At 64.4% G+C, this 13629-nt stretch carries 11 protein-coding genes; 4 read left to right on the forward strand and 7 right to left on the reverse strand.

What is annotated here, in order from left to right; all coding sequences use genetic code 11:
• Positions 1–24 precede the first annotated feature (24 nt).
• Positions 25–1482, reverse strand: a complete 1458-nt coding sequence (locus tag AB0H00_RS16975; RefSeq protein WP_357267132.1) for a nitrate/nitrite transporter — start codon at positions 1480–1482, stop codon at positions 25–27.
• A gap of 332 nt (positions 1483–1814) precedes the next feature.
• Positions 1815–2954 (reverse strand): MFS transporter, encoded by a 1140-nt coding sequence (locus AB0H00_RS16980; protein ID WP_357267136.1) that lies wholly within the window; start codon positions 2952–2954, stop codon positions 1815–1817.
• 173 nt (positions 2955–3127) lie between these two features.
• Between AB0H00_RS16980 and AB0H00_RS16985 the strand changes: the two genes are divergently transcribed.
• The gene (locus tag AB0H00_RS16985) at positions 3128–3799 is read left to right on the forward strand and encodes a FadR/GntR family transcriptional regulator (protein WP_357266820.1); all 672 of its coding nucleotides are present in this window, start codon (positions 3128–3130) and stop codon (positions 3797–3799) included.
• Positions 3800–4014: 215 nt separating this feature from the next.
• A complete protein-coding gene (locus AB0H00_RS16990; RefSeq protein ID WP_357266822.1) occupies positions 4015–5499 on the forward strand; it encodes an MFS transporter in 1485 nt (494 codons plus the stop codon).
• Between the two features lie 381 nt (positions 5500–5880).
• On the opposite strand, the gene AB0H00_RS16995 is transcribed toward AB0H00_RS16990, so the two are convergent.
• The 3 genes from AB0H00_RS16995 to AB0H00_RS17005 form a co-directional block, all read right to left on the reverse strand.
• Complete coding sequence (locus tag AB0H00_RS16995) at positions 5881–6372, reverse strand: RDD family protein (RefSeq protein ID WP_357266825.1); 492 nt, start codon at positions 6370–6372, stop codon at positions 5881–5883.
• A gap of 364 nt (positions 6373–6736) precedes the next feature.
• Positions 6737–7162, reverse strand: coding sequence for a cytotoxic translational repressor of toxin-antitoxin stability system (locus AB0H00_RS17000; RefSeq protein WP_357266828.1), 426 nt, complete (start codon positions 7160–7162; stop codon positions 6737–6739).
• Positions 7162–7575 carry a prevent-host-death protein gene (locus AB0H00_RS17005; protein WP_357266831.1) on the reverse strand — a complete coding sequence of 138 codons (414 nt, stop codon included), beginning with the start codon at positions 7573–7575 and terminating at the stop codon, positions 7162–7164. The genes AB0H00_RS17000 and AB0H00_RS17005 overlap by 1 nt, the downstream gene beginning before the upstream one ends.
• A gap of 287 nt (positions 7576–7862) precedes the next feature.
• On the opposite strand from AB0H00_RS17005, the gene AB0H00_RS17010 reads away from it, so the two are divergent.
• Together AB0H00_RS17010 and AB0H00_RS17015 are read left to right on the forward strand one after the other, a co-directional pair.
• On the forward strand, positions 7863–10640 hold the full coding sequence (locus AB0H00_RS17010) for a DEAD/DEAH box helicase (RefSeq protein ID WP_357266834.1): 2778 nt from the start codon (positions 7863–7865) through the stop codon (positions 10638–10640).
• Positions 10641–10786: 146 nt separating this feature from the next.
• Positions 10787–12019, forward strand: a complete 1233-nt coding sequence (locus AB0H00_RS17015) for a hypothetical protein (protein ID WP_357266836.1) — start codon at positions 10787–10789, stop codon at positions 12017–12019.
• 49 nt (positions 12020–12068) lie between these two features.
• On the opposite strand, the gene AB0H00_RS17020 is transcribed toward AB0H00_RS17015, so the two are convergent.
• Positions 12069–12842 (reverse strand): ESX secretion-associated protein EspG, encoded by a 774-nt coding sequence (locus AB0H00_RS17020; RefSeq protein WP_357266839.1) that lies wholly within the window; start codon positions 12840–12842, stop codon positions 12069–12071.
• Between the two features lie 96 nt (positions 12843–12938).
• On the reverse strand, positions 12939–13604 hold the full coding sequence (locus AB0H00_RS17025; RefSeq protein ID WP_357266842.1) for a hypothetical protein: 666 nt from the start codon (positions 13602–13604) through the stop codon (positions 12939–12941).
• Positions 13605–13629: the final 25 nt, after the last annotated feature.

Raw genomic sequence — 13629 nt, forward strand, 5'->3', positions numbered from 1 at the left:
GGTCCTCCTGGACTGGATCGAAGGTCAGGCGCGGGTCGACGAGCCGGCGGACTGGGACGAGCGGGTGGCTTCGGCATCGAGCACGAACGCCTCGGCCCGCACCACGACATCGGGGTCCGCAGGGACGACGCGCACACCGGGGCGACGCAGGAAGACCGCCCAGACCACCAGCGCGCAGGCCACGTAGAAGGCCGTGAACACCCAGAACGCCGTAGTCGCCGAGGTAGTGGAGGCGTACGAGGAGCGCAGCACGAGGTTGATGGCGACGCCACCGAGCGCGCCGATGGCGCCGACGAATCCGATGAGCGCACCGGAGGTGTTCTGCGACCACGCGGCCTGTGCGGCGGTGCTGCCGTCCAGGCTCTTGGACTTCGCGTCGAACACCGACGGAATGATCTTGGTGACCGATCCGTTGCCGATACCCGACAGCACGAACAGCACGATGAATCCGATGACGAGGGTGGTCATCACCGGGCCGCTCGCCACACCGCCGTTACGGTCCGCCAGAGTGCTCGCCGTCGCGACCAGAACCGCGGCCGCCATCATTGCGCCGAACACGTACAAGGTGACCCGGCTGCCGCCGATCCGGTCGGCCCACTTTCCGCCGTAGGGCCGGGCCAGTGAACCGAGCAGCGGGCCGACGAACGCGATCTGCGCGGCGTGCAGTGTGGCCTGCACGACGGTGTCACCGCCGGCCTTGAAGCTGATCTGCAGCACCTGGCCGAAGGCGAAGCTGTAGCCGATGAAAGAGCCGAACGTGCCGATGTAGAGGAACGCGATCGCCCAGGACTGTGGCACCTTCAGCGCGGTGAGCATGTAGGACAGATCGGCCTTCTGATTGGGCAGGTTGTCCATGTACAGCGCGGCGCCGAGACCGGCGAGCGCGACGAGCACCAGGTAGACCGCGCAGATCAGCGAGGCGTAGCCGTTGCCGAGCGTCGCGATGACCAGTAGACCGATCAGCTGGATCACCGGAACGCCGATATTGCCGCCGCCGGCGTTCAGGCCGAGCGCCCAGCCCTTCAACCGCTGCGGGTAGAAGGCGTTGATGTTGGTCATCGAGGAGGCGAAGTTGCCGCCGCCGAAGCCCGCGAACGCCGCGACCACGAGGAACGTCCCGTACGGGGTACCGGGCTGGTTGACGAAGTACAGCGTGAGCAACGTCGGGAGCAGCAGCAGGACGGCGCTGAAGACCGTCCAGTTGCGCCCGCCGAACCGCGCGGTCGCGACGGTGTAGGGAATCCGCAGAAACGCGCCGACCAGAGTCGGCATCGCGACCAGGAAGAATTTGCCCGCGGCGTCGATGCCGAACTTGTCGGCCGGCATGAACAGCACCATCACTGACCAGATCGACCAGACCGAGAATCCCACGTGCTCGGCGATGACCGACCAGATCAGGTTCCGCTTGGCGATGTCCTTGCCGCCCGCTTCCCAGGCCGCGACATCTTCGGCATCCCAATGCTCGATGTGCGGGCGCTGGATCGTCGTCCGTCCCAGCGCTCCCCAGCGGTTGCGCGTCAGCGTGCTCAACAGGGCCTCCCAAAATCGGTTGGCCCCACGGTAGAAAACAGGTATTGCCGAAATGCTGCGCGAAATGACCGTCAAATCAACGGTTGCTCACGATTATCCGAGAACAGACGTGAGTTCCGGCAAATGTTTCGGGCATGTGACACAACGATTTCCGTGCGTCGACAAAGGGGCCGATTCCGAATTCGGCAGCCGGTGAGATGTGACGCGCACAGCATGCCCCGGCCCGCACACCCACGCAACTCGAACGGTGAGATCGCGGTGCGCCGCGATCGCACCGTCGAATATCACCAGGTGTCTTCGAGCATTCGCGGTTTGCATGCCTGCCAGGCACCCGCCAGCAAGACAAGCACCGCGACACCGAGCAGCGCGAACGGTGCGAGCCAGCCCCCGGTCGCCGTGTGCAGGATGCCGAACAGCAGTGGACCGACGCAGGCCACGGCGTAACCGACGCCCTGGGTGAAGCCGGACAGCGCGGCCGATCCGACTGCCGTGCGGGTGCGCAGGTTGATCAGGGTCAGCGCCATCGGGAAGGTGCTCGGACCGAGACCGAGCAGCACGACCCACAGGATGGTCGCGCCCATCGGCGCGATCAGCAGCCCCGCGAACGCGACGAAGTACAACACCGCGCAGGCCACCACGACGAGGAACGGATTGCGGAACCGGGCGACCACCGTCGGCGCGGTGAGCGCCGCGACCAGACCGACCACAGCGAACAGCCCGACCATCGCGCCGCCGAACCCGGCATCGGCGCCCGCCTCGCTCAGAATCTTCGGCAACCAGGCGAAGATGGCGTACGTGGTCAGCGAAGTCATGCCGAACATGCCGGACATGCCCCAGGCGATCGGCGAGCGCCAGACGCGTCCGGTCCGCGGTGCGGGCGCGGCCGTCGTGTCCGCGCGGTCACGGCCGCGGCGGTCGCGCAGCACCCCGATCCACGGCACCGCCGCCGCGAAACCGAGCAGCGACCACACTCCGATCGAGACCCGCCACCCGTGCGCGTCGGCGAGTGGAACCGCCGTGAACGCGGGCACGACGGTGCCCAGCTGCACCATCATGATGTACAGCGAACTGGTCACGGCGAGGCGATCCGGAAAGTACCGCTTCAGCAGCGGCGGGATCACCACATTGCCGATGCCCATCCCGGCGAGCGCGAGCGCGGAGAACACGAGTAGTTCTCCGGTGCCGGACACCAGCACCCGGATCAGCATGCCCGCGCCCGCCATCAGCATGGCGGTCAACGCGGTGCGCTCCAGTCCGAGACAGCGAGCCATAACCGGGGTCAGCAGTCCGGACAGCGCGAACATGGCGGTCGGGATCATGCCGAAAACGCCGACCACAGCGGTGCCGTAACCGATCTCCGCGCCGATCCGCTCGGCCAGCGGGCTGAACGCGGTGACGGCGACCCGTAGGGTGAGCGCCGACATCACAATGGCGGCGAGGACCAGCAGGCGGCCCTCCGTCAGTGCGCGTCGACGGCGCTCGACCAAGACGGATTCCTGACGGACCTGAGTTTCCGGAAGGGTCGTTGTCACCGAGAAATCATAGGATGACCGGATGATGACGGGCAACAGTTTGTGACGGGCGGTACCCTGTCGGAGTGCAACCCGTCCGGCGAACCAGCCTCATCGCTCAGGTGACCGAGCAGCTGCGTGCCGAAATTCGTTCCGGCCGTTGGCCGATCGGCTCCCGAATTCCCACCGAACCAGAGCTCACCGAGCTCACCGGCACCGGCCGGAACACCGTGCGCGAAGCCGTCCAGGCCCTCGTGCACGCGGGCATGCTGGAACGTCGGCAAGGCTCGGGCACCTATGTGATCGCCGCCTCCGACCTCGGTGGCACTCTGGGGAAATACTTCGCCGACGCCGAGGAACGCGACATCCTGGAACTCCGCCTGGCACTGGACACCACCGCCGCCGGGCTGGCGGCGCGCCGCCGCGACGACACCGACATCGCGAACCTGCTTCGCCTGCTCGGCGAACGCGACAAGGTGTGGGAGGACGACCCGGCCGCCGCGATCGCCGCGGATGTCGAACTGCACCGCGCGATCGTCGTCGCGAGCCACAACACGGTGTACCTCGAATTCTACGATTCGCTGCTGCCTATTATCGAGCAAGTAATTCGTGCACGGACTTTGAAGTCCAACAACTCCTATCCCGAGGAGCACGCCGAATTGGTGCACGCGGTGATCGATGGCGATCCCGAGCGATCCGCCTCGGCGGCGAGGTGCTTTCTCAATTCCTTGATCGCTGAGTATCCGGACGCGCGATAACGGCGAAAACCAGGCTCGCGAGGACACCAGGTAACCAAGTGGTCACCATCGGAATATTCCCGATGTGAGTCCGATTTGCCTGGAACGTCACGGAGCGCCACCGGGACGCAACAACCGGCTCATACCTTTGTCTCGACCGTAGCTAGGCACTCGACAGCCGCCGGCGGCGCTTTCGCCGCGATGAGGGCCGGTCGAGCCGAATCGAGAGGAAGCCGATGACCGCCGTAGTAGCTGCCACCGGCCAGCAGTCGCCGACAACGACTTTCGAGTACCGCAAACGCGGACGCTGGCTCCACCACTGGGACCCGGACAACACCGAATTCTGGGAATCCGGAGGCGCGAAGACTGCCCGCAAGAATCTGCTCTTCTCGGTGTTCGCCGAAAACCTCGGCTTCAGCATCTGGGTCATCTGGGGCACCGTGGTCACCAGCATGGGCGCCGCGGGCTTCGGCTTCCTCGCCGGACTCGGCAGCGGCAACCCGACCGCGGTGAGCAACGCACTGCTGCTGACCTCGACGCCGACCCTGGTGGGCGCGGCGCTGCGGATCCCGTACACGTTCGCCATTCCCAGGTTCGGCGGCCGAGCGTTCACCGTGTTCAGCGCGGCGATGCTGCTCGTGCCGACCCTCGGACTGGCCTACTTCGTCAACCAGCCCGGCACACCGATGTGGGTGTTCATGGTGCTCGCGGCGCTGGCCGGCGTCGGTGGCGGAAACTTCTCCTCCTCTATGGCCAACATCAACTTCTTCTTCCCGGAGGGAAAGAAGGGCTCGGCGCTCGGCATAAACGCCGCGGGCGGCAACCTCGGCGTCGCGCAGACCCAGCTGGTGCTGCCGCTGGTGATCACCCTCGGCACACATATCTTGGCCAAGGACCCCGCTGGCTATCGCTTCGGCATTACACTCTCGGTGCTGGTCTGGGTGCCGTTCATCCTCGCGGCCGCGTTCGGGGCGCTGCGTTATATGGACAGCATCAGCACCGCCAAGTCCGACGGTAAGTCCTACCGGCTCGCGCTCACCAACCAGCACACCTGGGTGATGGCGATCCTGTACATCGGCACCTTCGGCTCGTTCATCGGCTTCTCCTTCGCCTTCCCGACGCTGATCAAAGCCAACTTCCCGGACCTGGCCAAGATCGGCTGGATCACCACGCTCGGCAACCTCGCCTTCCTCGGCGCGCTGGTCGGCTCGTTCAGCCGTCCGTTCGGCGGCTGGGTGTCCGACAAGGTCGGCGGCGCCAAGATCACGTTGTACGTGTTCGGCGGCATGGCGGTATCGGTCGCGCTGATCATGGCCGCGCTGCAAATGAAGAGCTTCCCGCTGTACCTGATCGCGTTCCTGCTGCTCTTCGTGCTGACCGGCGTCGGCAACGGCTCGACCTACCGGATGATCCCGACCATCTTCAGCGCGGAGTCCAAGAAGTACGCCGCCGAGCACGGTCTCGACCTGACCGAATCCGCCGCCTCGGCCAAGCGCCAGGCGGGTGCCGCGATCGGCGTCATCGGCGCGGTCGGCGCGTCCGGCGGCTGGCTGTTGCAGCAGGCGCTGCGCCTGTCCAACACGAACTACCACAGCATGGCACCCGCGTTCTGGGCCTACGCCGGAGCCTTCCTGGTGATGGCCGGCGTCACGTGGTGGTTCTACCTGCGGTCCACGTTCGCCATCCAGCGAGTCCCCTCGCTCGCCTACGCGAAGGTGTAACCGCCGCGGCGTGTCCCGCGATCCACATAGCGCGGGGCAGGGAGCGCAATGGCCGCCGAGACCTTCCGGCAGGCACGCGCCCACCGCACAGAGACCGAACGTCCGCCGAGTCGCCCGGGGTGTATCCCGGGTCCGGCAACGGGTCCCGGCCTCCACCGGGACGACGACGGACGTTCGGTCTCGTTGCTCATTGCCGCGATCACGTCCGCGCCAAGTCCTACTCGACGGATCAGCAGGTGCACGACATCCGCTGGCAGCGACTCGCGCGGAGGGCTCCGGGATGGCCCGATTCGGCACCACGCACTCGAGCACGCACTGCCAGAACGTAGGGTTCCCGCGCCGCGGCACCGAATTCCCCAGGGACGCGGCGGGTAATGGTCGTCAACCGAATATTTGAAGCACCTGCAGGGATAAGCTCACGGCGCCGAAGCCGCCGCTGAACCATTGCTTGATCAACTCCCACAGTGTTGCCCTAGAGCCGTCGGGATGGTGCAGCCGGAAGGCGAACAGCGCTTTGCCGACAGTCGTGTGCAGCACGCGCTGCACGAAGGTGCGATGGATGAAAGATGATGCGAGCCAGGCGAATACAGCGAGCGGCACCGCGGTCTGCGGTCGGTCGGAGTATGTGGTGACGGCGAACCAGACCGCTGCACCGATGCCGAGGTGCAGCGCCATATCGATCACCAAGGCAACGACCACGAGGGACCCCTTCAGCACGCGCCGGGCATCGTCTACCCAGGGACTGGAGACAACCAGCTCCTTGTCCTTCTTCGGCTTGATCTCGGGTGTCGGATCGGTGTACTGCGGCTGCCCATCGCCGTGACCGTTGTACCCGCTGTACATCGCGGCCGGTATCGGTGGTCGGTTCGCCATCACGTTGCCATCCACTCCGGAATTCGCAGTGCCGTGCGGTGTTTGTTGCCGGTACATTGCACCCTCGATGAATCCTGAGTTCCGCTGCTCCATAGTGGCCCGGTAGTTTACCGCCGCCCAAAATCCGTGGCGGTGCGGCGTGCTCGCGGGGTAATTCTGAAGGTCGATGTAAAGCGTTCCACCACAACGGCTTGGTGTCGACTTCAGCCGGGTCCTCCAGGGGTCCGCGCTCGAACCGGGTGTCGAGGACGTTGTGTTCCTCTCGGGCGACCTCGACGCAGTCCTGCGAAGTCCGCCCAGTGACAACACTTAATCCAACTCCCTGACCACGCGTCGGCAATGCCGTGCTGAGTCCGGTTACAGTTCAATTACCTTCGGTCCAGAAGCGTTGAAGGCGGGCAATCGCCTGTTCCTTGCTCATTGCCGCGATCACGTCCGCGCCGAGTCCCACTCGATGGATCAGCAGGTGCACGACATCCGCTGGCAGCGACTCGCGCGGAGGCTCCGGGATGCCCCGACTCGGCACCACGCGCTCGAGCACGCACTGCCAGAACGTTTCCTCGGTGACGTCGAGTTGATCCCGAAGGACATGCGACCACAGGGCAGCACCGTAGCCTGTGCGATCGACCGGATGGGAGATACGTGTGCGCAGTATCCTTCCGTCCGGGAGTCCGAATTCGTATGTCACGTGGTGGGTTCCGGTACGGCCACGCGCATCACGCACCTGTTGCCAACCCTCCGCCTTGCAGAACTGCTCATGCCGATCCCGCGTGGGTTCCGGCCATGTCATCAGGCGGCTCCGAGCAACCAGTCGCGCAACTGCGCGTCGTCGCTGAGGCCGATCAACTGCACAAGACCCCAGTTCTCCCGGTGGTTCGGAGCCGTGCGCAATCGGCTTTGCCAGTCGTCGGCGTACTCACGGAGCGCAAGGATCACCTCGTCCACCGCTTCGTCGAAGGTGGCGCCGTCGGCGGCGATCGGAAGTCCCGGCAGAAACACCGACCAGCCCTCGTTCTCCGCCACTACCTCGGCACCGGCGGCACACAGCTTGGTCAAGGCATAACGTAGGCGCTCCGCATCGACCACCGCCGCGTATTCGGCATCACGACGAACCGTGGCGACTCGCCCCTGTCCCGCAGCATCCAGCAAATCTTTCAGGTGTGCGCGGGCTTCGGTGTAGCTCTCGTAATGCACGGCAGACATGGCACCTCCATTGACTACATCCAGCATCCCGGACGCCTGGCAGTACGTCAAGTACTTTAAGTACGTCGAGTACGCGTCATTCGCTGACCTAGACCCGACGTCCGTCGTCGCAGGCGCCCAGCACAGAAGAGCCGCGCGCGCCCGTGTTCTCCGCGTGTGATCCCGACGAAACTCCTGCCGGAAGTTGACCTCTCGAAGGGTGATCGGTTGTCGTCGCCGCGGTCGGCTATCGTGGCGGCGTCGTTCAGTCTCGTCACGCCGAGTCACCGGCAATGGTGGGAATCGGCATGTTTCAGTCCACGGAGGTCGCGGTCAAGTCGATGGACAACGAAGGTGACAGTCCCGCGGCAACAGGCACTACGCCAGTACTGCTCTGGTTGAAGATCGCAGATCCATCAACCGCACTCCCGGTATATCCACCCGGCACCGACGTTCGGGTGCTACTCCCCTCGGATGGGCGCTTCGCCGACTTGAAACGTCAGCTTCTCGCGGCCCGAGTACCTTTCCGTGAGGTCGGTTACCTGCTGGAGCAAGAATCCGTCAGCACGCTGAACGAACAGGGTCACCTCACCGTGGCTGTCGCACCGTCCGGTCCGGCACGGATGTCCGCACAGAAGCGTCCCCCCATCACAGGGGCCGCGGCGGAAGCGGCACGCGACGCGTTCGAGCTGATGTGGCACAGCCATGCGGCTGCCGATGGCGCGGTAGTCCGTCCACTTCCGATAGAGCACGTCGTGCCGCCCGAATGGGTTCGATTCCTTCCCCATCCGCTGGTCAATCCGGCACAGGCCGAAGCGATTCCGCACATCATCGGCAGCGATGAGCACCTGATGGTGGTGGCGCCGACCGGAGCAGGCAAAACCGTCATGGGCATGGTCGCGGTCCTGCGCACAGTCTTGGAGCAACGGAGGAAGGCCGCCTGGCTGGTACCACAGCGTTCGCTCACCGATGAGTTGAACGATGAACTCGACAGCTGGCGCCGACGCGGACTGCGTGTCGAACGGCTTTCTGGCGAGTATCGGGTTGACGCGCAACGTATTCGAGACGCGGACCTGTGGGTGACAACTACCGAGAAGTTCGAGGCGATCTGCCGGACCTCCTCGCTCAAGGAGGCGTTGGCCGAGGTCGGCTGTCTGGTTGTCGACGAGATCCATCTGCTGGGCGACGCGACCAGAGGACCGTTCCTGGAGGCGATTCTGGCTCGCGTGCGCGGTACGGACTCATTGATCCGGATTATCGGACTGTCGGCCACCGTCGCCAACGCCGACCAACTCGCGGCATGGATGCACGCACGGACGGTTCGGGTAGCCTGGCGCCCCACTCAGCTCACATGGCAACTACCTACCGTCCCCAACAGTGCCGACTGGAGTTTGGTCGAAGCCGCCAAGGCACGGCTGACCACTGCCATCACTCACATGGTGGCGGCTGACCGCGGTAGCGTGCTCGTATTCTGCGGCAGTAAGCGCAACGTCCGCCGCACCGCCTTGATCATCGCGGCCAGTCGAGGCGCCAACGTCTTCGGCATCGACCCCGACGACACCGACGTGGTGCACAAGGTCTGCGCGGCAGCCGGTGTCGGCCTGCACTACAAGGGTTGGGAACACAAGCGGGAGGCCGAAAAAGGTTTCCGCGCACGCGAATTGAATGTCCTTGTGGCCACCTCGACGGTGGCTGCCGGGGTGAACATGCCTGCTCGTGCGGTGGTCGTGCAAGATACGGAGGTCGGGCTCAAAGCCATAGACGTCGCGACGGTGCAACAAATGTTCGGCCGCGCAGGGCGTGTCGGTGCCGGCGAGCGCGAGGGGTGGGCGTTCCTTCTCGTCGACGAGACCGAACGCGCGACCTGGCAACGCAAACTGCTCGCGGGATTCAGGGTCGACTCGCAGATCCAGTCGAGCCTGCCGGAACATCTTCTGGCCGAAGCTACCCAAGGCCGAATCCGTTCTGTGGCAGAGGCCGAGCGCTGGTGGGTGCAAACGCTGGCCTACCACCAGGGCAGCCGGGATATGACCCCGCTTCGACATGCCGTCCGGTTCTTGATCGATGGCGAGTTTCTCACCGAGACACAAACATCCGACGGCGAGCTGATGCCCTCCGAACTGGGCCTGCTGACGGCGCGGCTGATGGTGTCGCCGCAAGTGTGTCACCAGCTGCGTATGACTCTGTCCGAGTTCGGCATGCCGGAATCCGCACAAGCAGCTGAGGACCTGTTGGTCCAGACGGTCGCCTCCCATGTACCGAAACTCGCTCAGGCGGGAATAAGTGAGGACCTCAAGCCGCTCGCTGTCAGATTGAAGCTCGCCCGCGGAGTGGTCGCACATCTCAGTAACAACAATCTGGCGCGCTCGACCGAGGGCGCTTTCGCCTACCGCCCGGGTGACCTGGCGAGCGCCGCAATGCTGACTGTTGCCAACTCTCCGACCGAGTTCCATCAAGCCGCCCGCACCATCAGCGGAATTCCTTACGCCACGATGTATCCAATACTCGAGGAAGCGCCCCGCTACCTTCATTGGTTGGGCTGCCAGGGATTTCTGGGTACCGTGCACCCGTGGGTGGCGATCGTTGCCGCTGATCTGAGCAGACGGATCCGATGGCGGCGATGCCAGCCACCTCGGGGTGCCGGTCGTCTGCTGTGGATGTGCGAACAGATGGCCACACCCGCACACCTCGACGACGTAGTACCGGCCCTCTGGCAGGCAGCCAGGGCGCGCGCGCTCACCAATCCGGACTGGTCGGAAACCGGCAGACCAGAAGCATGCCGGCTGGACCAGCCGGAATACGCAGCGCTGCTGCGCGATCGCGCGACCAACACAATGCTGGAAAGCGCATCGGACGAGATGCACCTGATCGGGCCGACCACAGCCGCACTCGCTGTGTGGTGCGGAGCAAACTATGTGGTCAGTGCGACGACACAGGGAAGGGCGACAGCCGGTTTCCCGATAGGTGATGCGCAAGAGCGGGGATCAGCGATATTCACGTGGCGTGGGGATTACCGTGCGGTCGGCTGGCTCAACGTGTACTCACAGTGTCAGGTCACGTCAGATCACACCTCCGCTCTGACGTAGAGCACCTGTTACGCCGGCTGCGCTCCTTTCCGCAACAACAAACCCTGACTGGGCCCACGACGGTCGTCATCCGACTCTCTCATCATCAGCGTTTCCTGGTGCGTAGCACGATCGCCACGTGTTCTCCGCTATCCACATCATGGAAAATGACGACCATCATGGAGAACGACGAATTCGCGAACTTGATCGCAGACACGGTCATCGGCTCGACCGGGCTGGTCGAGCCGGGTTCTTCGGTAGTAGAGCGCGTCCCACCGGTATGGCGCCCGATCGCGTCTTCGCCCTATGCCCACATCCGGTGCGAGCTGGCGCTAGCGCTGTGGAATCTTGATTTCCTGCTGGTAGTGCCGCGGTTCGCCGCAGCTTTCCAGCGGGACGTTGTCGACGTGCGGGTGGGACTGCTGCGCGGCGACTGGGTGCTGTACTACGCCATCCGGCGGCGTTATCGGCCTTTCCTGCTGCGCATCGGCTGGCATCCGGAGACATTCGGCGCCCACCATCCGCCGCATTGGGGCTGCATTCCGGAGCCATTGCAGTTCTTCCTCAGCACGATCCATACCGGGTTCACCGCGCCGGACGGATCGTACGGACCGCTCCGGCCCCGTGACATGGAGGTGTACGAGGACATTCCCGAGTGCGACTACCGCGTGCGCAACTGGGACGCCGAGGCCGACGTGCCGAGCGACCGGGTGATGCTCCTGGCCAAGGCCGGTGGCATCTTCAACTGCTGTGTGTCGCCGGACTTTCCGTCCGGCACGATGGGGCGCGAAGCCGACGGCAATATTTCGCATGCCGAGGAGTTCGGCCTCTGCTTCGACGAATTCCTGAGCACCGGATTCGACACCGACACCGACGTCGACTTCATGGCTGAGCAGCAGGCCTCCACGTCTGCCTCGAACAGCCAGGCGCTCTCGATAGCTCCCGCCGCACTTCGGGCCGCAGCGGCAAGCGTCTCGCCAGTGGCACGAGCGGTCGGTGTCGTCCCGAAGCTCACCGAAGCCGTGGCGCGTCACCGAGTTGACGAATGCCTGGACGAGCTTCTGCGCCATCTGCCGGGTCCGGTGTCGCTCGACTACCCGGCCGGCCGTGGAGCCGTGGCGCCGTGCGACGACGGCATCGGGACCGAGTACCCGGTGCTGAGTCTCAGGCTGAGATGTCTGCTCGTCGGCCCAGCGAGGCATGAGACCGCGCAATATCTCGGGCTCATCACCGGCATGTGCCGCCACCTCGGATGGCGGGTCGACGACCCCGCCGACGGGCCGTCGCGGCGCCTGCGCACCCCCGATTACTATCGATTCATCGTCACGGACATCGGAGGCGCAATCCAGATCGACGTCGAGTCGCCAGGCTTTCCCCGAACCGCCGCGGAGCGCCTCTGAGTGAAGATCGGGTTATCGGTGCCTGATCCGCCGCATGACCGCACGGTGGTCAGTACGGCAGATGGACACCGTCGCGCACTTCGGTGACCGTTCGCGTGATCATCTGCTGCAAGGTGGCGGTGATTCGTTCGGCGGTGGTGGGTTTGATCGTCAATGTGTGCGTGCCGAAGGTGACGTAACGGCCGTCTTCTTCGACGTCGTTGACCTGGAAATCCTTACGGCCGTGAGTATGCCGATTGTCCACGCTGCCCATCGCGTACACACCGACATGGCCGATCAAAGTCATCGCGCGGGTGAAGAACTGCTCGAACTCCTCCCGCGGTGTCGGCCGCCAGGTATCGCGGACCGGCGGCCGTGGCTGCCCCAGCTCCTCGGCCGAAAGCTGCAGTTGCTTACCCCGTCCTGCGGCGCAGCCGGGGAGCACATCGACCACCGCGCGCGCCACCGCACCCTGGGACAGCAACGTCAACACCACATCACCGCCGTGCTCATGGTCCGGACCCGGTTCCTGCACCGCGACCGCGCCGTGCTGGTCATACACCCCCGCATGCGCACGCAGCTTGCGGTCCCGGCGGGCTCCGACGAACCCGGCGAGCTCCACCCGGGCCTCCGGTGCCAGCAGCACTTCGACCGCGCGCAGCAGGTCGTCGTCGATGTGCGGGCGCAGGGACTGCGCCGCGGCCTGCCGCAACCGCAGACTCTCCGAACGGAACTCCGTCGTGTGCTGGTGCTGCAACGGATAGGGCAACACGTCCCGGCCGGTGGATTCCCACAGAGTCCGGAATTCGAGCGAGGTGAACCGCCAGCTCTGCACTTCAGGCATGGGTGATGTCTTTAACGCGCTGGGATGTCACCGATTGCTCAGGATGAGCCCGCTCCGGCAGACGACCTGCGGTTCTCCCTCGCCGACGAGCCTCCCTCATCGCGTGCATCCTGCGCACGGGTCGATCTCCCATATCGCCAGCTCGGACTGCCGAGAGGGAGTGCCATCCCACGGATGGTTTTGGAAGTTCTTGTCGCTGAGGAAAGCTCGATACGGCGGATGGTTGGAACCCCAATTGGTGACAGATAGCTCGGCTGCGCGCTGTGCGACTTCAGTGCCTTTCAGCGCATGAGCGATGTCGGTAGCGGCCGCGCGAAGATCGTCGGGGCTGGTCGAGTCCCGCACGTTTAGGTCGACATATACAGAGACTTTCCCGGAACGGTCGGGTAAGTCGACCGTGTCCACTGCGAAGAAGCACGTGCCGGCCGGAAGCTGCAGTTTCGCCATCACCGCCGTGAACTGCTTCTCGTCCGGATTCTGGTAGTCCTTTGCCTCCATAATGATGCATTTGGCGGATTCTGCCGTAGCAAGCGGCGAACTAGGCATTGTCTTCACACTCGTGCCACTATCCGAACTGCAGCCTATAAGAAGTACTGCGGAGGCAACAGCAACCACACCGATCAATGCGGTTCTCACCCGAGAGCGGTCTGGGAAAGCAGCCAGTGATCGAATGGGTAGCAGTGATGCCGACATGACCAGAATTTTTCGGCGCACTTGACTTACCTCTCTTTCTGAATTTATATATGCGTCGAGCAAACCCATCGAATGATCAAATAATTTAAGATAC

The organism is Nocardia sp. NPDC023852, assembly GCF_040639505.1.
Classification (GTDB): Bacteria; Actinomycetota; Actinomycetes; order Mycobacteriales; family Mycobacteriaceae; genus Nocardia.

What these genes read in the sequence shown, in the direction of transcription:
- AB0H00_RS16980 (WP_357267136.1), bottom strand. Translation starts at nt 2,954, where the DNA reads ATGTCGGCGCTCACCCTACGGGTCGCCGTCACCGCGTTCAGCCCGCTG.
- AB0H00_RS16990 (WP_357266822.1), top strand. Translation starts at nt 4,015, where the DNA reads ATGACCGCCGTAGTAGCTGCCACCGGCCAGCAGTCGCCGACAACGACT.
- AB0H00_RS16995 (WP_357266825.1), bottom strand. Translation starts at nt 6,372, where the DNA reads ATGGCGAACCGACCACCGATACCGGCCGCGATGTACAGCGGGTACAAC.
- AB0H00_RS17000 (WP_357266828.1), bottom strand. Translation starts at nt 7,162, where the DNA reads ATGACATGGCCGGAACCCACGCGGGATCGGCATGAGCAGTTCTGCAAG.
- AB0H00_RS17005 (WP_357266831.1), bottom strand. Translation starts at nt 7,575, where the DNA reads ATGTCTGCCGTGCATTACGAGAGCTACACCGAAGCCCGCGCACACCTG.
- AB0H00_RS17010 (WP_357266834.1), top strand. Translation starts at nt 7,863, where the DNA reads ATGTTTCAGTCCACGGAGGTCGCGGTCAAGTCGATGGACAACGAAGGT.
- AB0H00_RS17015 (WP_357266836.1), top strand. Translation starts at nt 10,787, where the DNA reads ATGACGACCATCATGGAGAACGACGAATTCGCGAACTTGATCGCAGAC.
- AB0H00_RS17020 (WP_357266839.1), bottom strand. Translation starts at nt 12,842, where the DNA reads ATGCCTGAAGTGCAGAGCTGGCGGTTCACCTCGCTCGAATTCCGGACT.
- AB0H00_RS17025 (WP_357266842.1), bottom strand. Translation starts at nt 13,604, where the DNA reads ATGGGTTTGCTCGACGCATATATAAATTCAGAAAGAGAGGTAAGTCAA.